Here is a 23,174-nt window from a genome sequence, read left to right as displayed (position 1 = left end):
GTCAGCCCTTCCCGAGCCGCAGAGCGGCCTGGTACGCGTTGGTGGCCCGCTCGACGACGGCGAGGTTCGCCTGGTAGCCGCGCTGGGCCATCATCAGCTGGACCATCTGGTCACCCATGTCGATGTCGGGGTACCGGACGTACCCCTCCTCGTTGGCCAGCGGGTGGTCGGGCTCGTAGACGATGCGTCCCTGGGGGTCCCCGCCGAACTCGGCCCGGGCCACGCGCACGCCGCCGGTCCCGGAGCCGTAGTCCACGGCCTGGGCGACGATCAGCCGTTCGCGGAAGGGCTCGGCCTCGTACGGGTTGACCGTGTTGAGGTTGGACATGTTGTCCGAGACGGCGTCCATCCACTTGCGGTTGACCATGAGGCCGGACGCCGAGATGCCGAGGGTGTCGAAGACGGCCATCTCACTGCGTCCTGAGGGAGCTGCGCAGGACGTTGTACTTGCCGTCCAGCGCATTGAGGGCGAGCTGGTACCGCAGGCCGGTCTCGGTGGCGATGACCGTCTCCTGGTCCAGGTTGACGTTGTTGCCGTTGGTGTTGGTCGGCTCGAGCGAACGGGCGGTCGTACCGCCGTTGACCGCGGGGGCCTCACCGCTGCGGAGTGCCCCGCGCAGCGAGGACTCGAAGTCGACGCGGCCGGCGAGGAATCCGGGAGTCTGGATGTTGGCGATGTTGTCCGCGGTGACCCGCTGGCGCTGCGCCAGCCCGGAGAGGGCGGCGTGCAGGGCCGTCGAGGTGGAGTCGTTGATCATGGAACGGGTCGCCGACGGATGCAGCAGAACACGATCGACCTCCGGGTATGCGGAAGGCACTCGCGAGCGAGTGCGGGGTCCGCCGATCCGTGGCGAAGTGGTGCTGTCCGTGCTCTTGCCTCATCGGCACCCGGCTCTCCGGGGGTGACCGCGGGTCCCCCACAGGAGGGGCGCCCGGGTCGCAGGAGATCGCCGTGGTGCATGTGACCAGCGGTGACCTCGCCGTGTCCTGAGCCGACGGGGGCGGGGGAGTTGGCACCTTCCGTGCACGATCAGGCCGCTGGACGCCGAAGGACGCCGAGAACGCACAAGAGCCCCGTCACCGGCAGGGCGGGTGACGGGGCGACGGGGGAGAGCGGTCTAGAGCGCCTTGTCGATGAAGGAGGCGACCGGGCGAGCGGGTGCGTAGGACATCCGGGCGGCGACGTCACGCTGGCGCTGGGACTGCGTGATCCGCTCGATCAGCGCCTCGGCGACGGCGAGCTGGTGCTGCAGGAGGCGGGCCGCCCGCTCGCGCAGGTCGGTCGGGATCGTGCCCAGGCTGGACGGCGGGACCCAGTCGTCGGCGCGTCGTCCCCAGGCGGCGATCTCGTCGGCGCGTCCGCGCGCCATCGTCTCCTCGGCCGCGAGGACCTCGCCCTCGAGGTGGTCCAGGACGACCGTCCAGTTGATCGGGGTCGGCTGCTGGTGCGCGCCCTCGAAGGGGCGCCGGCCGGTCATGACGGACTGCCCGCCAGTGAGGCGGCGGCCTGGCGCCACGCGTCACGGAGCGGCTCGACCACCTGGCGGCAGGCGGAGATCCGGTTGGTGTCGAGCTTGATGTTGGCCTGCACGAGCTCGCCGATCAGCCAGTTGTACAGCGAGGCGAGCCGCGGGCCGCCCTCCCAGGCCTCGACCTGGAGGCTGGACAGCAGTTCCAGGACGATCGCCTGGGCGTGCTGCAGCTGCTCGCTGGCCGCCTCGCGCTCGCCGGCGGCGACGGCCTTCTGGGCGCGCTCGAGGTCGAGGGCCAGTCGGTCGTACAGCATCACCAGCACCTGCTGCGGCGAGCTCGTCGCGACGGAGTCGCCGAGGTAGCGGGCGCGGAGGGATGCGGCACTCATCGAGATTTCTCCTGGAGCGTGGGGAAGATCGAGCAGGGTCTGCGGGGGATCAGGACGACGACGACAGCGAGTTGATCTGCCCGGCGAGCCAGGTCGATTGGTTCTTGAGCGAGCTCAGCGCCGTCTCCATGGCGGTGAACTGGCGGGTGAGCGTCTCCTTGCGCTTGGCCAGGCGCAGGTCCCACGCGGCGATGCGGTCCTTGATGTCCTTGCCCATGGTGTCCTGGCCGTTGGCGAGGGCGACCAGCGTCCCCGTCGTGGCGTCGGACGCCGACTTCGAGACGGCGAGGATGCGGCCGGCGATGCCCGTGGTGGCGGCGACGTCGTCCGTGCCGCCGACGACGCCGTCCGGGCCGAAGCTGCCGAGCGTGCCGCCCACCATCCGCTGCGCCAGGGCCGGGTTGTCCTTGAGCGCGGTGGCGAACTTGGCCTTGTCGAAGGTGACCTTGCCGTCCTTGCTGAGCTGGAAGCCGACCTGGGCCGGGGAACCGTCGGCCCCCACCGCGCTCGACACCGCGTCGAGCAGCTTGCCCGCGAGCGACGTGACCGAGTAGTCGCCCTTGAGCGCCGCCGTGCTGCCACTGGCGTTGGACGTGTAGGTCTTCACCGTGCTGAGCGCCGCGTTCATCGCGTCGACGAGGGCCTGGACCTTGCTGGTCACCGAGTCGGTGTCGCTGGCGACGGTCAGGGTCACCGCGGCGGGATCGACCTTGGACACGGTGACCGAGACGCCGGTCAGCAGGTCGGCGAAGGTGTTGCTCGTGGACGTGGCGACGACGCCGCCACCCAGGTCGAGGGTGGCGTCCTGGCCCGCGCTGGTCTGGACGAACTTCGTGCCGGCGGTGGCCGGGGTCTCCGTGGCGCTCTTGACGATGAACGTGCCCTCGGCGCCCGGGGTCGCGCTCGTCAGCTGCATGCGGTACTTGCCGCCGCCGGTGCTCACGGTGGAGGCCTTCACGCCCAGGTTCGCCGTGTTGATGGCTGCGACGGCTTCGGCGAGGGTCGCGCCGGGCGGGACGCTCACGGTGCCGCGCGACGTCAGGTCGCTGTTGAGGATCTCGATCGGCCAGGCGGGCTCGACCGTGCGCACGTCGGCGGTGGCCGAGCTCCACTCGGTGTTGCTGAGGACGGACTGGGTGCTCGCCAGGTTCGTGACGGTGAAGTTGATGGCGGCGCCCGGCACGGCGGTGGTGCCGGCGCTCGCGGTGACGCTGGAGTTGCTGGCGCTGACCTTGCGGGCGGCCGTGAGGGACGCCGCGGTGAGGGCCTCGGCGGCGGCGGTGACCGCGAGGAAGGTCGTGTTGACCGTGCGGTAGGCCGACGCGTTGTTCTGCGACGCCGCGAGCTTGGTCTTGAGAGCCGTCTGCGGCCCGGCCTCGGCCTGCATGAGCTGGTTGATCAGGCTCGTGGTGTCCATGCCCGACACCAGTCCGTCGACACTCATGCTCATGTCTGCCTCCTGGGTCGGTACGCGGATCGGGCGGGTGTGAGTGAGGGGGGAGGCCGGTGGGCCTCCCCCCTCACCCGGGTGGAGCTGCGCCTAGCTGTCGGCTAGCTCATCCCTGGAGCAGCTGCAGGACACCCTGCGAGGCCTGGTTGGCCTGCGCGAGCATCGCGGTGCCGGCCTGCGACAGGATCTGGTTCCGGGTGAACTGGACCATTTCCTGCGCCATGTCGGCGTCGCGGATGCGGCTCTCGGAGGCGGTCAGGTTCTCGACCGCGACGTTGAGGTTGTTGATGGTGTGGTCGAACCGGTTCTGGATCGCACCGAGGTCGGCCCGCTGGGTGGAGACCTTCTTGATGGCCGTGTCCAGCAGGTCGATGGCTGCGTCCGCACCGCTGGCGGCGGTGAAGGTCGGGGTGGCCTTGGCGACGTCGCCGGCCGAGGAGCTCAGGGCGAAACCGCTGGCCGTGGTGTAGCCCGCGACTGCCACGGCGGGCACCGTGAAGGTCACGCCGGTGGTCGAACCCGCGAACGGGTTGACACCGGAGGCCAGACCGAACGCGGCCTGCGCGGCGGTGTTCAGGGCAGCCAGCGCCTGGGTGGCGGTGGTGGCCGACCCGTAGTCCACGGCGCCCAGGTCCAGGGTCTTGCCGCCGAACCCGATCGTGCCCGACAGCGACTGGTAAGCGGCGACCGAGCCGGAACCGGTGCTCCAGTCGGCGGCGGACCCGGCGGTGGTCTCGGTGATCGTCATGACCGCGGCGGCGGCGGTCGTCGCCGCGGTGGAGATGACGGCCTTGCCCGACGCGGCGGCGGTGCCGGTCTGGAAGGCGAAGGCCCCCGCACCGGTCACGTCGACCCCGTCGACCTTCAGGCCGGCCGCGCCCATGGCGGTGCCGATGCTGACGGCGATGGTCTCGCCGGCGTTGGCGCCGACCTGGAAGCTGGCCTGGTAGCTGCCGTCGAGGAGCTTCTTGCCGTTGAAGGTGGTGGAGCTCGCGATTCGGTCGAGCTCGGACTTGAGCTGCGTGATCTCGGACTGGATGTTGCCCTTGGCGTCGGTGTTCAGACCGCCGTCGTTCGAGCCCTGGACAGCCAGGTCGCGCATGCGCTGCAGGATGCTGTGCGTCTCGGTGAGCGCACCTTCAGCCGTCTGCACGACCGAAATACCGTCCTGGGTGTTGCGGACGGCGACCTTGAGGCCACCGATCTGCGAGCGCAGACCCTCGGAGATGGCGAGGCCGGCCGCGTCGTCTGCAGCGCGGTTGATACGGAAGCCGGAGGAGAGCTTCTCCAGCGACTTGCTCATCTGGCCGTCGGTGACGGACAGGTTGCGGTACGCGTTGAGCGCCGCGATGTTGTTGTTGACGCGCAGACCCACGATGTTCCTCCTTGGAAGGGGTTCTGGAGATCCCGCTGCATCCGTGCTGCGGGTGGTTGTGTTGTCTCAGTGGTCATTACGGCCCGGGTGGGCCGCACCTTGAGGCGAACGACCGCATTTCTCGGCCGTTTCACCTGGTCGGGCGTAGCTCAGGCGGGCTGGGCCGTCCCGTGTCCGGCCATCGGCCATCCCGCCCGCTGGCGGGGGACCGTGACCGGCGTCGGAGCGCGGCCGGCAACCCGGTCCACGTAACTCTTCTGCTGGTTCCGGGCACGGACCCCGCCGTCGGCGGGGACCGGCCGGCCCTCCCACACCTCGCTCATCGCGGCGTGCAGGAGGGTCAACGCGCGTGCTCGCATCTGCGAGACGCGCGAGAGTGTGACGCCGAGGTCATCGGCGATGTCGGTCAGTGATTCGTCACCGAAGAAATTGCGCTCCACGACCTCGTCGAGCCGGTCGGGCAGTGCACGGATCGCTTCGTGCAGGTAGCGAGCCCGCTCGCCGCGCAGCAGGGCGCGCTCGGGGGACTCCCCGGTGTCGGGAAGGTCCAGCGACGTGCCGTCGCCACCGGTCTCGGCGTCGATGCTGACCATGACGGCCCGGTGGACGTCGACCTGCAGGCTGTCGAGCTCGCTGCGGGGGACGCCGAGGCTGACGGCGAGCTCCTCCCGCGTGGGAGGCCGGCCGAGGGAGATGGTGAGTGCGTCGGCCGCGGCATCGCTGCGTCGGGCCGCAGCGCGCACCGACCGGCTGGCCCAGTCGCCGGAGCGCAGCTCGTCGAGCACCGCCCCCTGCAGTCGGGCCAGGGCATAGGTGGCGAACGAGGCTCCCGCGGAGGGGTCGAACCGCTTGGCGACCTCGACCAGTGCCACGTGCGCACAGGAGAGGAGGTCGTCGCGGCTGACGTGGCCGGGCAGCGAGATGCGCGCCGCCACGGCGTTGACCGCGAACGACGCCAGGGGCAGGTGTTCGGTCACGAGCGCGTCGATCTCCTGCTGCGACCGGCCCCGCGCCGACTGTTGCGGTCGGGCGTTCGGGGTCCGTTCGCGCTGATTTCGATCGCGCAGGGGCCGCTCACGCAGGGGGCGGTCGGCCGCCAGGGCACGGGTCGGGCTCACGTCCTCCTTCTCGGCTGACCGTGGCCCGGATCGCACCGCTGTCGGCACATTTCCTCTTCGACTTGAGCACCGAGTTGTCGGCTTCGGCTTGAGGGCTCGCGACGGCATGCCGATGGCAGGTCGACGAAGATCCGCCGGGAGCTGCCAGAAGTGGCCCCCGGTGCGATGCGGAGAGACACGACGGAAGGGCGGTGGACACGTGGACTACCAGCACCTGTCGACGTTGCTGTGGCGGGAGCAGGAGCTCCTGGACCTGCTGCTGTTCAAGGCCGAGGAGAAGCAGTACCTGATCCTGACGGGCAAGACCCGCTGGCTGGCGCGCATCGCCCACGAGATCGAGGTGGTCCTCGACCAGCTCCGCACGCTCGAGGTGGAGCGCGCCGCCGCGACCGAGGCCATCGCCGTCAAGCTGGGCCTGGGTGCCAACCCGTCCCTGCGTCAGGTCGCCGACGCCGCTCCGGCGCCGTGGAACGACCTCTTCGCCAAGCACCACGAGGCGCTGCTCGTCCTCGTCACCGACCTGCGCAGCCTCTCCGACGCCAACCGGGAGCTGATCGAGGGCGGCCTGGCCGCCATCGGTGACGCCCTGCTGTCGGTGAAGACCCCGAATGCCGGCACCTACGGCTCGACCGGTCGCACGGACGACGGTTCGCACCGCGCCGTCACCCTGGACGGTGCGCTGTGAACGAGCTTGCGAGTTCACCGATGGGCAACGGAGCCATGCGAACGCACACGACGAGCGTCAGCGAGGAGTCCACGTGAGCACGTTCTCGTCGCTGAACGCGGCCACCACCGCCCTCTGGGCGCAGCGGCGCGCGCTGGACGTGACCGGCCAGAACATCGCCAACGTCAACACCGAGGGGTACTCCCGCCAGCGGGTCGACCTCGCGGCCATCGGCGGCAGCGTCGTCCCGGCCTTCTTCTCCACTAGCAACGGCATCGGCGGCGGCGTGAGCGCCGACGAGGTCACCCGGATCCGGGACGCCTTCCTCGAGGGCCGCGGGCACACCGAGCATGCCAACAGCGCCCGGCTGACCGTGGAGAACGAGACCTTCGAGCTGGTCGAGCAGGCCTTCCGCGAGCCCGGCGACACCGGCATCCAGAGCCTCCTGGCGGACATGTGGTCCGGCTGGGAGGACGTCGCGAACCAGCCCCAGGACGAGGCCGCCCGCGGGCAGATGCTCAAGCGCCTGGAGACCCTGGTCGGTGGCATCCACTTCAGCCAGGCCTCGCTCGGCGCGCAGTGGACGCAGTCCCGCGAGAGCCTCGACGTCCTCGTGGCCGATGTGAACGCCTCTGCCACGTCCATCGCCGACCTCAACAAGGCCATCCAGCGGGCCCACCAGAGCGGCCTGCCGGCCAACGACCTCTCCGACCAGCGCGACCTGCTCGTCATGAAGCTGGCCGACCAGGTCGGCGCCACGGTGCGGCACGGCGACGACGGCGTCGTCGACGTGCTCGTCGGCGGCATGACCCTCGTGTCCGGGTCCTCGGCGTCGAGCCTGGCGACCGCGGGCACCTACAGCGTGGACGGCGTCACCGCCGACGCGCCCCGGATCGTGACCGGCTCCGGCGGCTACACCGTGCGGCCCGGCGGCACGGCCGAGGGGCAGCTGAACTCGCTGACCACGATCATCCCGAGCTACCGCAAGGCCCTGGACGACACCGCGGTCAGCCTCGCGACCGGCCTGAACACCGCCCACGCGACCGGATTCGACCTGGCCGGGGTCGCAGGCACGCCGCTGCTCGGATCGGCCAGCGGCCCCATCACGGCGGCGTCGCTGAAGGTGATGATCACCGACCCGAAGAAGGTGGCCGCCTCCAGCGTGGGCCCGACCGCCGGTGTCCCCGCACTCGACCACGGGAACGCCGACGCGATCGCGCAGCTGCGTCAGTCCACGACCGGGACCGATGCGGGCTACCGGAAGATGATCGTCGAGCTCGGGGTGCAGGCGGCCGTCGCCAGCCGGAACCTCGACATCCAGGCGGTCATCAGCACCCAGGTCGACGCAGCCCGCGAGTCGGTGGCCGGCGTCAACATCGACGAGGAGATGACCAACATGCTGTCGTTCCAGCACGCCTACTCGGCCGCCGGTCGGCTGGTGACGGCGATCGACGAGACGCTGGACCAGCTGATCAACCGCACCGGGCTCGTGGGGCGCTGATCTGAATGCGGATCACCCAGCGCGCCGTCGCGCTCACCAGTCTCCAGGGTCTCAACCGGAACCTCGACGCGGTCGGGAAGCTGCAGCAGCAGCTCACCTCCGGTCGGCTCATCAATGCGCCGTCGGACTCGCCGACCGGCACGAACCGGGCGATGCAGGCACGGTCGGACCAGGCCGCCACTGCTCAGCAGTCCCGCAACATCAACGACGCGAAGAGCTGGCTCGAGCAGACCGACTCCTCGCTGCAGGAGATGCTCTCCACGGCGCGCCGCATCCGCGACCTGACCGTGCAGGGCAGCAACACCGGCTCGAACAGCGACGTCAGCGCCCAGGCGATCGCCACCGAGGTCTCCTCCCTCCGGGACGGCCTGCTGAGCCTGGCCAACCGCTCGATCGGGGGGCGGCCGCTGTTCGGCGGCGTCACGCCGGGAAGCAAGGCCTACGACGCGGCCGGCACCTACGTGGGCCAGGTCGGGCCGCCGGTGACGCGCCGGGTGTCCGACACCGAGGTCGTCCAGGTCGACACGCCGGGGCCGCAGGCGTTCGGGCCGGCCGGCGCGGACATCTTCGCCATCGCCGACAAGATCGCCACGGACGTGGTCGCCAACCCGACCGCCCTGGCCGGCCACCTGGCCGACCTCGACGTGGTCATGAAGGGCATGCTCACCGCGGTCGCCGACGTCGGGTCCCGGGCCGCACGCGTCGACCGTGAGGACCAGGTCAACTCCGACCGTGCCCTGACGCTCTCGTCGCGCCTGGCCGAGACCGAGAACATCGACCTGCCCAACACGATCATGCAGCTGCAGATGCAGAAGGTCGGGTACGAGGCGGCGCTGGCCGCGACGGCCAAGGCCCTCACGCCCACGCTGCTGGACTACCTGCGCTGATGTCCCGGTACCCGACACCCGAGGCGCCGAGGAGGCTGCCCGCATGACGCCGTCCCCGGTCGCGACGCGGCCGGCACCCGCGCGGCCCTCGGTTGCCCGGGTTCCGGTGCCGCCGCTCGTTCAGGTGCTGGATCTCGCGGAGCCGCTCCCCGGCTTTCCCGGGCACCGCGACTACGTCCTGGTGCCCGCGGACGGCGGTGGCCACCTGTTCTGGTTGCAGTCCGTCGCCCCCGACGGGCCCCGGTTCCTCGCCGTCTCCGCCGCGTCCTTCTTCCCCGACTACGCGCCGGCCCTGCCGGGAGCCGCCTGCACCGAGCTGGGTATGGCGGCGGCGGAGGATGCGTCGCTGTACTGCCTGGTGACGGTTCCCGACGGGGACGTCACCGCGGCGACGGCGAACCTGCGTGCGCCGCTGGTCGTCAACCCCGACAATCAGCGAGCCCGGCAACTCGTCCTCACCGACGGGGTGCATCCCATCAGGCGGCCACTGCGCCGATAACCCCATCGGGGCGCCGTGGCATCGTGACGCGGCTGCTCCCACTCGTGAACGGCCCGTGTGACGGGCAACGCCAAGGACGGCTAGTTCCACAGACACCCATGGAGGGGTATTCGTGCTCACACTCACCCGCAGCGTCGGCGAGACGATCCGCATCGGCGACGACATCGAGGTCCACGTCGTCGAGGTCCGCGGTGGCACCGTGCGACTGGGCTTCAAGGCCCCCCGCGAAGTGGCGATCCACCGCGAGGAGGTCTACCGGCAGATCGCCGAGGCCAACCTCCTCGCCGCGCAGGTGACCGCCGACAGTCTCGGCGCCCTCGCCGCCTTCGCTCCCTCGCCGGCCGCGACCGAGGCCGCCGCCGCGACCGACGACGCAGCGACCGACGACGCGGCGACCGACGACGCGGCGACCGGCGACGCCGCGACCGGCGACGCAGCGACCGACGCCGCTGCGGCTGTCGCAACCCCGGTCGACGCTCCGAAGGACGCTCCCGCCTGACAGATCTGCATGGCCTGGGGGACCTCTGCTTTGGCAGAGCCTGCCAGCGAGTCTGTGAACCAGTCCTCAGCTGCGCCGACACGGGCAACTTCTGCCGAAGTAGTCGCGCATAACTGCGTATGACACGGCGAGTGTTGTGGCCTTCGTTGCCGAGGCATAGGGCAGATTTCCCCTCAAGCAAGTGACAGGGGGCGATCAGCATGGAACGCAGTGCAACGCAGGCAGAGGCATTCAACGCCCAGGCCATCAACCAGGCCGAGCCGGAGACCGTGGTCGTCCACGTCCAGCTCCGGCCGCGACGTGGTGCCACTCGCAAGTGCCTGGCCGCCCTCGCGACGCTCGCCGCCGAGCACGATGAGGTCTCCTTCGCCGTCACCGGCCTGAGCAAGGACGACCGCGTCGTCCGGGTGACCGTCGGCGTCGACCTCGGTCCCCGCACCGCCGTCGCCAAGTTCTCGCCGCAGGCCCAGGCCGCCTATGCGTTCGTCAGCGCGATCTTCACCTCGCTGTACGACCACATGCCCGTCTACACCGCCGAGCCCAGTGGCGCCGAGCGCGCTGCGGCCGCCGTCCTCATCGAGCAGGCGGCCGGTGGCGCCATCGCCGCGGACGTCCTCGAGGGACTCCCGGTCGTGCCGGCCTCGCCGGTGCCGGCCCCGCGGATGCCCGGCCCGGGTGAACGCATCCCGGCCTGACGGCCTCCCGAGTGACTTCCGGGCCTCCTTCCCCGAGGCCCTCCTTCCCCGTAGGTCCCCAGGAGTACCGGTGTCCGACACCCTTTTCCCCACGTCCACTGAGACCGACAACCGCAACCGGATCCGCCAGCCGCTCGTGTTCGGCGGCCTCCCCGAGGCCGACGGCTGGACGCTCGCGCCCATCACGCCCCGCGACCGGGTGCACTTCCGCGTCGACCACGAGCTCCCGCTCGAGGAGTTCCGCAGCGAACTTCCCGACGGCGTCACGGTCAGCTACGACCAGGGCGACGGGCTCTACCGGGTCGACGGCGCCTGCGGGTCCGCCTCGGTGCTGGCCGACTGGATCCGCGCCTGGGCCGCCCGCCACGGCTCCTCGACCATCGGCCTGCGGGCCGAGACCGACGTCCGGCGCCGCGCCCCGCGGGACCTGCCCGCCGACTTCCTGAACGACCTCTGCCGGCACTACGGGCCGGTGAGCCTCAAGCGGCTGCAGCGCAACATGAGCACGATCCGGCTGCACCTGCCCGACCCCGACGACCTGGGCCAGCAGGTCTACGAGTGGGTGCTGAAGGCCGTCGCCCAGTACGACGAGACCAAGGGCGTCCCGTTCGGGGCGTTCCTCGCCACCCAGCTGTCGAAGTGGGTGCACGACCTCGGCCGCAACGCCCACGGGCGCACCGCCGCCGACACCGAGCACAAGCAGCAGAAGGCGATCGCGGCCTTCATCGCCGAGAACCAGCGCAGGCCCAGTGAGAAGGAGCTCGCCGCCTACATGGGGCAGAGCGTGGCGACCCTGCGGCGCAACTCGCAGACGGTCGCGACCCTGAACGGGCTGCGCAACCTGCAGTCCCTGGACGGCGGGCCCGACGCCACCGAGATCCTGCTGCCGGACTCCTCCGAGGCGCCCGACGAGATCATGGGCGAGGCGGAGCAGACGCTGCTGTCGCACGCCCTGACGGCCGCCTGCGCCCCCGACCCGTCCGCGCGACGGGACCAGCGTGCGGGTCAGCCCAACGTGCTCGGCTGGGCGACCTGGTACCTCACCACCTGGGGCGGGCAGACGAAGACGCAGCTCTCGACCGACCTGAACACCTCGGTGCGGAACATGAACGTGTACGCCGACCGGGTGGAGCAGGCGCTCAAGACGCGCCTGGCCGAACTCGTCGACTGACCCCCCGCTTGGGGCGGTAATGATCAGGTCTCCTGATCATTACGGGTCCTGGCTCACCGTCGACCGTGAGCCAGGACCCGAAACGGTGAGCCAGGACGACGGTTGTCCACAGAGCTCGCCGGTGCCCTGCCACCCATCCGGATGGGTCGCGACACTCCTGTGGTGCATCCGCGGCTGCGAACCATCGCCAGTGCCCGTCTCGGCGTCTTCACCAGCAAGGAGGCGCTGGCGGTCGGTTACCGGGTCGAGGACGTCCGCGCCGAGCTCAGCGCCCGCCGGTGGGTCCGCTTGCGCAAGGGCGTCTACATCGCTGCGGACGACGTCGCCACGACCGATCCACGACAGCAACACCTCGCCGACTGCCTCGCGGTGCTGCTGAGCCTCCGATCCGGTCCCGTGCTGAGTCACGCATCCGCCGCGCGTCTGCACGACCTGATCGTCCCGCGGACCGAGCCGCGCGACGTCCGTGTCACCGCAGTCGACCAGTGGCGGCGTGGCCGTGGCTACCGCGTCGCCCGAGCGGCGCTCCCCGACGACGACGTCCGCCCGTGGCTGGCATTCGGGACGACGTCCGTGGCGCGGACGCTGGTCGACTGTGCGCGCGAGTGGTCTCTGACCGACAGCGTGATCGCCGTCGACGCCGCCATGCGGGCCCTGAAGGTCGATCGTGCAGAGCTTCTGCGCGCCGTCCTGGCCGGCACCCATCGTGTGGGCATCTCGGGGGCGGCTCGGGCCCTGGACCTGAGCGACGGCCGGGCCGAGTCCCCACTGGAGACCAGAGGACGGCTGGCGCTGCTCTTCGCGGGGATGCCGCGCCCGGACCTGCAGGTCGAGATCCATGACGACGCCGGCTTCCTCGGACGCGTGGATGCCTGGTACGAGGAGGCGGCGGTCGCCGTGGAGTTCGACGGGCGGGTGAAGTACACCGATCCCCGGAACGGGTCGCCGTCCGGTGAAGTGCTGTGGCAGGAGAAGCGGCGCGAGGACCGGCTGCGGGACGCCGGTGTCCGCGTCGTCCGCGTCGTCAACGACGATCTCGGCCCTGGGTGGCCGCAGACAGCGACCCGGATCCGGAGCCTGCTGGCCGCCCCGTACGTGACGGAGCGGCGCTTCCGCACGGTGACGAGAGCGGAACCGGTCCGGACGTCGGACGCTGCCTGACCGCCGGAACGCCGTCCTGGCTCACCATCGTGGGTCCTGGCTCACCATCGACGCTGAGCCAGGACCCCTGTTGATCAGGTCTCCTGATCAACAAGGGGCGACCCGCGGGGTTCAGCGGTTCCAGGACGTCAGGACGTCGCGGGCCACGAGGCCCTCACGCACGCGCTGCGGATGGTCGCCCACGGGCACGGTGGCGACCGTCCGGGCGGACGAGTAGTCGATCACGACGACCTTGTCCTCGCCGCTGACCGACACCCAGCACGTGTCGCCGACGGCGCCGTTGGTCGACCAGTACGGCTTGTCGCCCACGTCGACGATGGTCGTACGCAGGCTCTCCCGGTCGACGATCGCGGCGTAGTCCGACATCGTCCCCGCGGCGCACAGCGTCGTCCCTGCCTCGTTGATCGCGAGGCCGTGGTGCGCGGAGTCCAGGACGTACTGCTCCCGTGGCAAGCCGTTGGTCCGGTCCGGCAACGGGACGACGCGGCGGACCGCACCGACCGCGGGCTCGCCGTCGTAGGTCTGCGCGGGGTCGGCGTCCGGTGCCTGGGTGTCGAACTCGACGAACCCATGGAAGAACGAGACCTGCAGATACACGAACCGCTCGTCCGGCGCGACGGCCATCGGGCGCACAGCGGAGCTCATGTCGGGGTAGCCGGCCTCGGCCAGCTCCTTGCCCATGTCCCACCGGGCCTCGATGCCCATGTCGCTGTTCCGGACGATCTGGAACACCCGCTCGCCCTTGCTCGTGTCGAACACCGGCTGGTCAGTGGGCGTGTAGACCGTGCCGATGCTGGCGTGGAAGATCCGCTCGCCGTCCCGCGTGTAGTTGTTCTCGTGCGGGGTGTCGCCGCTGGCGAACTCTCGCAGCTTCGCGCCGGTCACGATGTCGAGCTCGTGCACCTTGTTCGCCGTCGAGTCACTGACCAGCAGGCGCCGCCCGTCGGGCGAGACGCCCATGTGGTCGGCCCGGTAGCCCTCCATCGGGAAGCGCCACACGATCGCACCCGAGGCCAGGTCGATGCCGACGACGTCGGCGAAGCTCGGCCGGCTCACCGCCACCATCCGCCCGTCGGCGGTGGTGAACATGTCGTCGGTGTACTGGTCGTGCCCCTCGCCCACGCCCTGCTGGATCGCCAGGTAGAACGCCAGCTTGTCCGGATGGGTCAGGATCTCGGCCATCCGCTCCGCCTTGTCCGGGATCATGTCCAGCGTCCGGACGGCGCGGTGCGTGCGAGCGTCGACGACGGTCGCGGTGCCCTCCCAGTTGTTCCCCACGAACATCACGTCGCGGGGCGTCCCCTGGCTGCCTGGCTTTCCCTGTGCGGCCGCGGAACCCGCGGTGACCACGGACGTGGCGAGCGCGACGGCGAGAGCGACGGTGACGGTGCGGCGCATGGACGTGCCTCCTGGAAGCGGCTACGGAATGGCAACGCCCCAGATGCCCGGCGGTTACGCGCGTGGAGTCTGGGAGTGGGGCGGAAAACGCTCCCCGCACGGGTCGATCGGGGTGCCGCGCTGCCGATATCCACCTCGTGACACCACGGGGGAACGACGACGACGGCACCGGGCCTGCGGGCGTGCGGGTCGTTCCCCTCGACCGCGGTGGGCGCCCGTGAGCGCCCTGCCGGCCGGCGAGCCGGGCTCCGAGGTTCTCGTGCCGTACTGGCTGACCGGGACCCACCGCACCCAGCTCGCGACCGCGGTGCGGGCGGCCCTGACCGGCTGCCTGGTGCACCCCGTCGCCGCGATCCACCTCGAGGACGTGCTCACCGAACTCCACGTCGCCGCCGCCCGCGACGCCGTCTGGCCGGCCTCGGCGGCCCGCGTCCGGCTGGCGACCGGCTGGGACGAGGACATGCTCCCGGTCCGGCTCAGCGCCGCCGAGCTGGCCGGCGTGCTCGCCATACCCGACCTGCCGGCCGCGGTGCGCGTCCTCCTCGGCAGCGGAACCGCCGAGTGACGGACACCCGGTTCGGTGGCTCGTCCGCCGGCCTGATGCAGCGGCTGCGGCCGACGCGGATCGGCGTGGCCGACCTGCGCGAGGTCGCCGACGGTCTCCTGCCCTCCCTGGCCACGCCCCGCCTGCGGGTGGGCCTGGTCAAGCGCTCGGGCGCCGGCTCCGTCGTCGTCGTCGAGGAGGACGAGCGGCAGGTGCGCATCGGGCTGGGCGAGCTGGCCGACGACATGACCCGCGCCGGCGTCCCCCCGACGGCCGCCGGGATCTCCGCCGCCCTCACGTCCTGGGTGGCCCACCGCCCGGTGCCCGACGCCGCTGCGGCGGCCGCGGGCATCGCCGTCCTCGACTGGTCCGACGCCCGGCACGCGTCGGTGGGCTGGCGGGTCGTCGTCCTCCGGGGTGACCTGGCCCTGCCGTGGACCCCCTCGACCGCCGCCGGCCCGGCGGAGGTGCACCGCGCCCGTTCGGCCGCGAGCGGCCGTGCCCACGACGTCGCCCTGGACCTCCGGGTCGAGGGGCCCGTGGCGCTGTGGTCGCACGCCACGGTGCCCGTCCTGGCCACGGCGGCCCTCGTCGCGCCCGAGCGGATGCTCCGGCGGATCACGGCCGCCGGGCTGGCCATGACCGACATGCACGTGGTGGTGACCCCGCACCGGCCGGTCGCCTGTGCCGGCCCCGGGATCGCCGCCCGGCTGGCGGGGGAGACGACCGAGGCCAGCGTCACCCTGCCGTCGCGGGACCTCGCCGACCTGCCCTGGACCTGATCCTCAGGAGATGTAGCCGAACTCCCAGTGCCACGGCTCGGGCTTCTCGTTGCCCGGCCGTGCCCACTCCGGCTGCACGAACCCGAAGCGACCCGCGTTCGCCGTCATCCAGGTCCACTGCTGCGACCCGGCGACGTTGATCCCGCCGCACAGGTCGACCGCCAGGGCCCACCCGTGGTTGGACGTGCCGGGCACGGCGGCCAGGCCCGGCTTGCGGGCGAACGCCGACACCTGGCTGGCGTAGGACCGGTAGGAGTCGGTGATGCACAGCGGTGACCCGAAGGCCGACTCGAACGCCGTGCTCATGCGGACGTAGGACGCCGCGGCGTCGCAGCGCAGGGCGTGGCGGGCCGCACCCAGGGCGCACAGTGCCTCGCCGGGGATCTGGCCGTTGGCGTAGCCGCCCCAGGCCGGGCTGACCGGACCCGGCACGGGCAGGGCCGCGCCGCAGATCCCGGTGTCGCCACCCGGAGGCAGCGCAGCGTTGGTCTGGGCAGGCGCGGGCAACGTCACCCGGGTGGCCGAGGATCCGGCCGGCACCGAACGGACGCCGACCTGGTAGGTGCCGGCCGAGGCGCCGACGACGTCGCCGTCGCCGAGGTAGATGCCGACGTCCTGGCCGCCCGGGGAGAAGACGAGGTCGCCGACCTGCAGGTCGGCCAGGGCGACAGGTGCGCCGGTCGCCCACTGGTTCTCCGGCGTCGAGGGGACGGCGTACCCGGCCAGCAGCCAGGCCGCGGAGGTGAAACCGCCGCAGTCATAGGTCTCGGGGCCGGACGTGCCGTCGACGTAGGGCTTGCCGACCTGGGAGAGGGCGGTGCTGACGGCGGCGACGGTCTCGGCGGGCAGCACCGTGACGGGGCTGCTGCCGATCACGGCCCAGGCGACCCCCGGCACCGGCCGGCCGGTGGCGTCGAGGGCGGGGGAGAGCCCGGACGGCAGGTCGGTCGCGTCGGCCAGAGCGGCCGCGGAGGGCGGCTCGATCCCGGCCGAGGCGAGCTGGCCGAGGTAGGTCTGCCAGCGCACCAGGGCTTGGCTGTTGCGATCCTGCTCCACTCCGGCCCCTCCGCCCAGGGCGGCGAGCTGCGCGGTCACCGCGGGGCTGAGGTCCTCGACCTTGTCGCGCACCTTCGCCAGGACACCGGCAGCCAGGTCGCTGGCCGCGGCGACGGCGGCCTCGGCCTCGGCCACCCGGTCGGTGGCAGCGACGAGGGCGGTGCCGGTCCGCTCCGCGCGCACCACCACACCCTCCAGCGCCCGTTCGGCGCGCTCGGCCAGCGCCTCGCGATAGAGGGCGTCAGTGGTCGCGGCGTCGTCCTCGACGTCCAGGCCGAGCACGGGGAAGCGCTCGGCCGGCGCGGACCGGTACAGGTCGGCGGCGGTCGTGCCGACGACGGCCTGCTCGGCCTCGACCTGGGCGCGGACGGTCAGCTCGGCGTCCCGGGCCTGCTGCAGTTCGGTCTGCCGCTGGGCGACCTCCTGCTCCAGCTGCCGGTACCGGCCGGCCTGCTCCAGCAGCGAGCTCTGCGCGGTCAGGGCCAGCGTGGTGACGTCGAGCGGACCGTTGGCGGAGCCGCCGTCGTCGGAGCCGGGCAGCACCAGGACGGCGACGGCGGGGAGCAGCAGGGTGCTCATGGCGACCACGCCCAGCCGCGTGGACCAGCGCGAGGCGAGAGCCGACTTCTCCGGACGCGCGGAGGCCTTCGCCCGGCTCTTCGGCTTGCGGGCCGGCGCACGCTTCGCGGCGCTCCGACCGGGCGCTGGCTTCCGGCGGACGGCGGGGGACCCGGGCCGGCTGCCGGGGGGAGCGGTCCGGACCGCGGCGGCAGCGGCGGTGCGCAGTGCGGTCGCCTGGGCGGGGGTCAGCGTCTGACCGGCGGCGAGCGTCTGGCGCAGCGCCATGGCCTCGCGCAAGGCCTGCGCCTCGCGGGCGCTGATGACCGGACGCGGACGGGCGGGGGACGTGCGTGATGCAGGCACTGCAGCGTCCCCCGGCGGTCTCGTCGTCGTTACGTGGCCTGCTCCGCTGCGGGTGCAGCGGGGCGTTGGACCTCGTATCGACGTGCCGAGGGGGGTGGCTGAAAGGCTCGTACTCGGAACTCACCCGTCCGGGTGAGGGTGAACCTTCGGGGGCATCTGTGCAGGTGACCCGCGCGGGTGACGGGTCAGGGCGCCCACCAGGCGCCGTGCCGCAGGACGAGCGGGATCCGCAGTTCGTTGCCGTCCTCGGTGGAGACGACGAACTCGAGCTTGGTGATCCGGACCGGCGGGCCGTCGTCCTCGGACTCCAGCAGCTGCCCGGTCGCCAGGGGCATCGGGGGTACGACGAGGACGTCGTCGCCGAGCGGCTCGACCATGGGCTGTCCTCCTGTCGTGCCGGTGCCGGGCGGGAGCGCACCAACCGTAGGGCGGGGGCCAGGAGAAGGCACGGGCCGGGTAGCCCTCCGTCGCTGGAGGGCTACCCGGCCCGTGGCCCCGTCGCGAGAAGGACGGGTTCCGCTGTCAGCGATCCGACAGTGGGACGAATCCCCGCTCGGTCTCCCCGACGTACAGCTGACGCGGCCGGCCGATCTTGGTGCTCGGGTCGGCGATCATCTCGCGCCACTGGGCGATCCACCCGGGCAGCCGGCCCATGGCGAACAGCACGGTGAACATCCGCGTCGGGAAGCCCATCGCCCGGTAGATCAGGCCGGTGTAGAAGTCGACGTTCGGGTAGAGCTTGCGCTCGACGAAGTAGTCGTCCTTTAGCGCGATCTCCTCGAGCTGGCGGGCCAGGTCGAGCAGTTCGTTGTTGCCGCCCAGCTTGTCCAGCACGGTGTCGGCCGCGGACTTCACGATGGCGGCGCGCGGGTCGTAGTTCTTGTAGACCCGGTGGCCGAAGCCCATGAGCTTGACGCCGGGCTCCTTGTTCTTCACCCGCTCGACGAACCGGGGGATGTTCCCGCCGTCGGCCTGGATGCCCTCGAGCATCTCCAGCACCGACTGGTTGGCGCCGCCGTGCAGCGGGCCGAAGAGCGCGTTGATGCCGGCGGAGACCGACGCGAAGAGGTTGGCGTGCGAGGAGCCGACGAGCCGGACGGTCGACGTCGAGCAGTTCTGCTCGTGGTCGGCGTGCAGGACGAAGAGCATGTCCAGCGCCTCGACGAGGTCGGGATCCATCTCGTACGGCTCGGCCGGCAGTCCGAACGTCATCCGGAGGAAGTTCTCCACCAGACCCAGCGAGTTGTCCGGGTAGAGGAACGGCTGGCCGACGGACTTCTTGTAGGCGTAGGCCGCGATCGTCGGCAGCTTCGCCAGCAGGCGCAGGGTGGAGATCTCCACCTGCTCCTCGTCGAAGGGGTCCAGCGAGTCCTGGTAGAAGGTCGACAGCGCGCTGACGGCGGAGGACAGCACCGGCATGGGGTGCGCGTCGCGCGGGAAACCCTTGAAGAACTGCTTGAGGTCCTCGTGCAGCAGGGTGTGCCGGCGGATCCGCTGGTCGAACTCGCCCAGCTGGTCGGCCGTCGGCAGCTCGCCGTAGATCAGCAGATAGGTGACCTCGAGGAAGCTGGCCTTGCCCGCGAGCTGGTCGATCGGATAGCCGCGATAGCGCAGGATCCCGGCGTCACCGTCGATGTAGGTGATCGCCGAGGTGCAGGAGGCCGTGTTCACGAAGCCGATGTCGAGGGCGACCTTGCCGGTCGTCGACAGGAGCTTGCTCGTGTCGAAGCCGTCGGCGCCCTCCGTCGCCTTGACGACGGGAAGGGGCAGTTCTCCACCGGGGTAGCGCAGGGCCACGTCGGCGGAGCCGGCTACGGGTGCGTTGGCTGATTCGCTCACCGAACGGACGCTACTGCCCCGGTTGACCGCGCGCCCTCCCTCGGGCAGCTGGGCGCCTCACACCGCGACGGTCGAGGCCTCCGCGTCGGCGACGAAGGGCTGCCAGAGCGGCGAGATGAGCAGGGCCTCGAGCTCGTCCAGTGCCTCGGAGCCGAGGGCGATCTCCCCGGGGACGGCAGGCCCGGTGACCGCGGGGGCGTCGGCGTCCAGGCTGATGTCGCCGCAGTCGCTGGTGGTCGTCCCGTCGAGCGCGAGCAACGACGTCAGCAGCGCCACGGTGCGGGAGGCCTCGGCGTCGTCGCCGGCCGCGAAGGGCAGGCTGACGGCCAGCCGGGGGTGCGCCCGGGCGAGCGCCAGCAGGCGCCGGGCCCCTTCCGGCTGGTGCTCCCAGCCCGACCTGATCCGCACCGAGACCGACGGGCCCTCGTCGCGGTTGCTCGCCGCGAACAGGTCGTGGGCGAGGTCGCCCGCCTGCGGTCCCAGGGGCGCCGCAGCGGTCACCAGGTCGATGGTGGCGTCCAACGACGCGGCGAACGACAGGACCATCGCTGCATAGCTCCGGTCCTGGGGCAGGTCCGGGTAGTCGTCGAGGTCGGCCGCGTCGACGCGGCGCGCGGCCTCGTACAGGGCCTCCAACCGGCGCGACCAGCCGTCACCGGTGTGCGCTGCCAGCACGCTCTCCCGCGCCGCGGCCCCCCGCTCGGCCCGCAGCCGACCGTCCCTGACCAGCTTGCGCAGGTGGCGCAGGTAGTCGTCCTCGGTCGCCTCGGCGTGCCGGACGCCGTCGAGCCCTGGCGCGCCGGATTGGAGGACCGTCGCGTGGCCGTCCTTCTCGCCCAGGTCCAGCAGGCTCAGCACCGGCAGCCCGGTGGCGGCCGCCTCCAGCACGGACGTGCCGGCGGGCAGGGGATAGGAGTTGAGGTAGATGTCGGCGGCGGCGTACAGCAGCTCCGGGTCGCCGACGACGCCGAGCGGGAGGAGTCGGCCGCGGAAGCGCTGCGCCAACGGCGCCCACGGCCCTTCGGCGCCCACACCCGCGAGGATCACCTTCAGTCGCGGGAAGTCGGTGAGAGCCCGTGCGATCAGGCTGTCGAAGCCACGGCCCCAGACCGGACTCATCTTGAACGCGCTTGCCACGGACAGGCCGACGACGTCGTCCGGCCCCAACCGCAGGCGGGCGCGGGCCGCCTCGGCCGTCCACGACCCGGCGACCTCCGCCAGGGGCAGCGGGAGCACCGCGAGGCGATCGCTGCGCACCCCGCGCAGCTCCCGGGACAGCTGCTGCGCGCGCAGGCGGTTGTCGCTGACGACGTCGGCGCAGCCGAGCCCCAGCCAGAAGGTGTGGTCGGCATGGTTGTCGAAGACGATGGGCGGGCGCCGTCCGGGCAGGTTGGCTGCCGCGAGAGCCACCGCGTCGTAGGGGTGGACGTGGTAGACGACGACGTCGGCGCGATCCATCAGCCGGCGCAGCGCCTCGGCCCGCTCCAGCAGGTCGGCGTGGTCGGCGCGCAGGTCGAACACCGAGCCGTCCGCCGCCGTCACGGCGGCCCGCAGAGGTTCGGGCAACGGGCTGTGCTGGTTGGTGAGGGCGACGTCGCTGTGCCGGCTGTCGCGGCCGATCCATCGCCAGGCCAACCGGGTGTGCCCTCCGAGGAGGTAGGCCTCGGACAGGACGTGCAGCACCCTGCCGGTCGAGCGCCCGCCGTCGACGGTGGTGCTGTCACCAGGTGCTCGCACGGAGGAGATGACCAGGCGCTCCAGGTCCGGGTCGTTCAACAGCTCGCTCGGTGCCCGCCACGCCACGTTCGCGGCCACGGTCGCTGCCCGGAGGACGCCCTCGGCGTCCCCCTGCGCGTGTCGCCGGAGGACGACCTCCAGCGCCTGGTCGTACCGCGCGCGGTTGGCGCGCAGCCGGGGGTGCGCGGCGGCTGGGACGCGATGCATGGGTGGTGCCTCCTGGAGATGCAGTGCGCCGTCTCCGGTGTCCGCCGACAGCTCCGGTACGTCATCGGCGTCCCGTGCCCGCCATCTGACCGTGACGGTGGGTCAGGGGCGGAACGTCCGCACTGCGTCGACCACCCGCTCCTGCTGGTGTTCGGTCAGGTGAGGCCCCATGGGCAGGCTCAACACCTCCCGCGCGAGCAGGTCGGCGGCGGGAAGGTGCGCGTCGGCCAGCGACGTCCCCGCGAAGGCCGGCTGACGGTGCGGCGGCACGGGGTAGTGGATCCCCGTCTCGATCCCGGATGCCGTGAGGTGCTCGCGGAGAGCGTCCCGGTGCGGCGTCCGGACGACGTAGAGGTGCCACACCGACGTGCCCCAGGCGGGCGCCAGCGGCCGGACCAGCTCCGTGCCGTCCAGGGCCATGTCGTACCGGGCAGCCACGTCCCGGCGACGCGCGTTGTGCTCGGCGAGACGACGCAACTTCACCGACAGCAGCGCCGCCTGCAGCTCGTCGAGCCGACTGTTCCAGCCGATCTCGTCGTGGACGTACTTCTGGGTAGAGCCGTAGTTCCGCAGCGAACGCAACCGTTCGGCGAGCTGCGGGTCCGACGTCGTCAGCGCGCCGCCGTCACCGATGGCCCCCAGGTTCTTGCCCGGATAGAAGCTCCAGGCCGTGAGATCGGTCAGGCCTCCCACGGGCCGGTCGCGGTAGCGCGCACCGTGTGCCTGCGCGGCGTCGTCGAGGACCGCCAGTCCGTGCCGTCGGGCGATATCGAGCAGCGGGTCGAGGTCGACGGGGTGCCCGTAGAGGTGGACGGGGAGCAGCACGCGGGTCCGCTCCCCGACGGCGGACTCGACGGCGTCGGGCTCCCACCCGCCCGTCACGGGTGACACGTCCACGGGGACGGGGACCGCACCGACGTGGAGGACGCCGAGCCAGGTCGCGACGAAGGTGTGGGAGGGGACGACGACCTCGTCGCCCGGGCCGACCCCGAGTGCGCGCAGTCCGAGCGCGAGCGCGTCCAGACCGTTGCCGACGCCGACGGCGGCGCCGGCGCCCACCGCCCCGGCCCAGTCCTGCTCGAACGACTCCAGCTCGGGTCCGAGCAGGACCCGCTCGCTGTGCAGCACCCGCAGCGCTGCTTCGTCGAGCTCCTCGGCGAGTTCGGTGTGCAGCGCCTGGAGATCGAGGAACGGGGTGCGCGGAGTGACCGCGGGAGCGTTCACGGGGTCACTCCCTGAGCTACGTTCCGGGCGACGATGAACTCGTCGTAGTCGCGGAAGTAGTCGTCCTCGCCGTACTTCTGGGAGGCGAGGACAAGGCAGACGCTGCCGGTCGAGAAGTTGCCGAGCTCGCGCCAGGTCAGCCGCGGCACGTACAGGCCGTAGTAGGAGCGGTTGAGGTGGAAGCGGGCCACCTCGGACCCGTCGTCGACGATGACGTCGAAGCTTCCCGCTGCCGCGACGATCAGCTGCTCGAGGCCGCGGTGCGCGTGCCCGCCGCGAGACTCACCGCCCGGCACGTCGTAGAGGTAGTAGACGCGCTGTATGTCGAACGGGACGTGCTCGTTGCCCTCGATGAAGGTGAGGTTCCCGCGGGGATCGGTGACCCGGGGCAGGTCGACGATGCGGCAGCCCGCTCCGTTGCCTTCCGGGGGCGGGTTCCAGTCGGTGACCCGCCGGCCCGGCTGGGCGGACCGCCGGTCGTCGCTGGTGGGGGACGAGGGACCGGCGGGGGAACCCTGGGGGGAGAGGTGCGGATTCATGACTTGCCCATCCCGGAAGCAACAGATCGGAACCGCGGACGCG

23 protein-coding genes and 1 pseudogene are annotated in these 23,174 nt (G+C 71.7%); 10 read left to right on the top strand and 14 right to left on the bottom strand.

Annotated elements, in window-relative coordinates:
• Nucleotide 1: 1 nt before the first annotated feature.
• From E4P38_RS20690 to E4P38_RS20660, 7 genes are all read right to left on the bottom strand, one after another.
• Nucleotides 2-409 (bottom strand): flagellar basal body rod C-terminal domain-containing protein, encoded by a 408-nt coding sequence (locus E4P38_RS20690; protein ID WP_135133875.1) that lies wholly within the window; start codon nt 407-409, stop codon nt 2-4.
• A 1-nt stretch (nt 410) separates the two neighbouring features.
• On the bottom strand, nt 411-758 hold the full coding sequence (gene flgB, locus E4P38_RS20685) for a flagellar basal body rod protein FlgB (RefSeq protein ID WP_135133874.1): 348 nt from the start codon (nt 756-758) through the stop codon (nt 411-413).
• Nucleotides 759-1,118: 360 nt separating this feature from the next.
• Nucleotides 1,119-1,478, bottom strand: coding sequence for a hypothetical protein (locus tag E4P38_RS20680; protein ID WP_135133873.1), 360 nt, complete (start codon nt 1,476-1,478; stop codon nt 1,119-1,121).
• The gene (fliS, locus tag E4P38_RS20675) at nt 1,475-1,861 is read right to left on the bottom strand and encodes a flagellar export chaperone FliS (RefSeq protein WP_135133872.1); all 387 of its coding nucleotides are present in this window, start codon (nt 1,859-1,861) and stop codon (nt 1,475-1,477) included. The genes E4P38_RS20680 and fliS overlap by 4 nt, the downstream gene beginning before the upstream one ends.
• 49 nt (nt 1,862-1,910) lie before the next feature.
• The gene (gene fliD / locus E4P38_RS20670) at nt 1,911-3,311 is read right to left on the bottom strand and encodes a flagellar filament capping protein FliD (protein ID WP_135133871.1); all 1,401 of its coding nucleotides are present in this window, start codon (nt 3,309-3,311) and stop codon (nt 1,911-1,913) included.
• A 106-nt stretch (nt 3,312-3,417) separates the two neighbouring features.
• On the bottom strand, nt 3,418-4,686 hold the full coding sequence (locus tag E4P38_RS23935; RefSeq protein WP_135133870.1) for a flagellin: 1,269 nt from the start codon (nt 4,684-4,686) through the stop codon (nt 3,418-3,420).
• Between the two features lie 149 nt (nt 4,687-4,835).
• Nucleotides 4,836-5,804, bottom strand: a complete 969-nt coding sequence (locus E4P38_RS20660) for a sigma-70 family RNA polymerase sigma factor (protein ID WP_135133869.1) — start codon at nt 5,802-5,804, stop codon at nt 4,836-4,838.
• 199 nt (nt 5,805-6,003) lie between these two features.
• Here E4P38_RS20660 and E4P38_RS20655 point away from each other — a divergent pair, with 199 nt between their 5' ends.
• The 8 genes and pseudogenes from E4P38_RS20655 (at nt 6,004) to E4P38_RS20620 (ending at nt 12,881) form a co-directional block, all read left to right on the top strand.
• Nucleotides 6,004-6,489, top strand: a complete 486-nt coding sequence (locus tag E4P38_RS20655) for a flagellar protein FlgN (RefSeq protein WP_135133868.1) — start codon at nt 6,004-6,006, stop codon at nt 6,487-6,489.
• Between the two features lie 73 nt (nt 6,490-6,562).
• On the top strand, nt 6,563-7,969 hold the full coding sequence (flgK, locus tag E4P38_RS20650; RefSeq protein WP_135133867.1) for a flagellar hook-associated protein FlgK: 1,407 nt from the start codon (nt 6,563-6,565) through the stop codon (nt 7,967-7,969).
• 5 nt (nt 7,970-7,974) lie between these two features.
• Complete coding sequence (gene flgL / locus E4P38_RS20645; RefSeq protein ID WP_135133866.1) at nt 7,975-8,856, top strand: flagellar hook-associated protein FlgL; 882 nt, start codon at nt 7,975-7,977, stop codon at nt 8,854-8,856.
• Between the two features lie 43 nt (nt 8,857-8,899).
• Nucleotides 8,900-9,355 (top strand): flagellar assembly protein FliW, encoded by a 456-nt coding sequence (locus E4P38_RS20640; RefSeq protein WP_135133865.1) that lies wholly within the window; start codon nt 8,900-8,902, stop codon nt 9,353-9,355.
• A 112-nt stretch (nt 9,356-9,467) separates the two neighbouring features.
• Nucleotides 9,468-9,641, top strand: a pseudogene (gene csrA / locus E4P38_RS23980) (carbon storage regulator CsrA); the annotation flags it as partial.
• Nucleotides 9,642-10,054: 413 nt separating this feature from the next.
• A complete protein-coding gene (locus E4P38_RS20630; RefSeq protein WP_135133864.1) occupies nt 10,055-10,549 on the top strand; it encodes a hypothetical protein in 495 nt (164 codons plus the stop codon).
• A 70-nt stretch (nt 10,550-10,619) separates the two neighbouring features.
• Nucleotides 10,620-11,720 carry a flagellar biosynthesis protein FliA gene (locus E4P38_RS20625; protein WP_135133863.1) on the top strand — a complete coding sequence of 367 codons (1,101 nt, stop codon included), beginning with the start codon at nt 10,620-10,622 and terminating at the stop codon, nt 11,718-11,720.
• A 162-nt stretch (nt 11,721-11,882) separates the two neighbouring features.
• Nucleotides 11,883-12,881 (top strand): hypothetical protein, encoded by a 999-nt coding sequence (locus tag E4P38_RS20620; RefSeq protein ID WP_245161199.1) that lies wholly within the window; start codon nt 11,883-11,885, stop codon nt 12,879-12,881.
• Nucleotides 12,882-12,992: 111 nt separating this feature from the next.
• Here the strand turns inward: E4P38_RS20620 and E4P38_RS20615 are convergent, their stop codons facing one another.
• Complete coding sequence (locus E4P38_RS20615; RefSeq protein ID WP_135133862.1) at nt 12,993-14,279, bottom strand: PQQ-binding-like beta-propeller repeat protein; 1,287 nt, start codon at nt 14,277-14,279, stop codon at nt 12,993-12,995.
• 217 nt (nt 14,280-14,496) lie between these two features.
• Here E4P38_RS20615 and E4P38_RS20610 point away from each other — a divergent pair, with 217 nt between their 5' ends.
• On the top strand, nt 14,497-14,844 hold the full coding sequence (locus tag E4P38_RS20610) for a hypothetical protein (RefSeq protein ID WP_135133861.1): 348 nt from the start codon (nt 14,497-14,499) through the stop codon (nt 14,842-14,844).
• Complete coding sequence (locus E4P38_RS20605) at nt 14,841-15,605, top strand: hypothetical protein (RefSeq protein WP_135133860.1); 765 nt, start codon at nt 14,841-14,843, stop codon at nt 15,603-15,605. The genes E4P38_RS20610 and E4P38_RS20605 overlap by 4 nt, the downstream gene beginning before the upstream one ends.
• Nucleotides 15,606-15,608: 3 nt before the next feature.
• Here the strand turns inward: E4P38_RS20605 and E4P38_RS20600 are convergent, their stop codons facing one another.
• The 6 genes from E4P38_RS20600 to E4P38_RS20575 form a co-directional block, all read right to left on the bottom strand.
• Nucleotides 15,609-17,585, bottom strand: coding sequence for an NlpC/P60 family protein (locus tag E4P38_RS20600; protein WP_245161198.1), 1,977 nt, complete (start codon nt 17,583-17,585; stop codon nt 15,609-15,611).
• Nucleotides 17,586-17,770: 185 nt separating this feature from the next.
• Complete coding sequence (locus tag E4P38_RS20595) at nt 17,771-17,962, bottom strand: hypothetical protein (RefSeq protein WP_135133859.1); 192 nt, start codon at nt 17,960-17,962, stop codon at nt 17,771-17,773.
• A 145-nt stretch (nt 17,963-18,107) separates the two neighbouring features.
• On the bottom strand, nt 18,108-19,424 hold the full coding sequence (locus tag E4P38_RS20590) for a citrate synthase (protein ID WP_135133858.1): 1,317 nt from the start codon (nt 19,422-19,424) through the stop codon (nt 18,108-18,110).
• 57 nt (nt 19,425-19,481) lie between these two features.
• Nucleotides 19,482-21,368, bottom strand: coding sequence for a glycosyltransferase family 4 protein (locus E4P38_RS20585; RefSeq protein WP_135133857.1), 1,887 nt, complete (start codon nt 21,366-21,368; stop codon nt 19,482-19,484).
• A 102-nt stretch (nt 21,369-21,470) separates the two neighbouring features.
• Nucleotides 21,471-22,592 carry a DegT/DnrJ/EryC1/StrS family aminotransferase gene (locus tag E4P38_RS20580; RefSeq protein ID WP_135133856.1) on the bottom strand — a complete coding sequence of 374 codons (1,122 nt, stop codon included), beginning with the start codon at nt 22,590-22,592 and terminating at the stop codon, nt 21,471-21,473.
• Nucleotides 22,589-23,131, bottom strand: coding sequence for an FdtA/QdtA family cupin domain-containing protein (locus E4P38_RS20575; protein WP_135133855.1), 543 nt, complete (start codon nt 23,129-23,131; stop codon nt 22,589-22,591). Before E4P38_RS20575 ends, E4P38_RS20580 begins: the two co-directional genes overlap by 4 nt.
• Nucleotides 23,132-23,174: the final 43 nt, after the last annotated feature.

The sequence above is a fragment of the Blastococcus sp. CT_GayMR16 genome, assembly GCF_004570875.1.
Classification (GTDB): Bacteria; Actinomycetota; Actinomycetes; order Mycobacteriales; family Geodermatophilaceae; genus Blastococcus_B.
The sequence above is the reverse complement of the archived record's forward strand: the minus strand, read 5'-3'. Positions and strand labels throughout refer to the sequence as shown.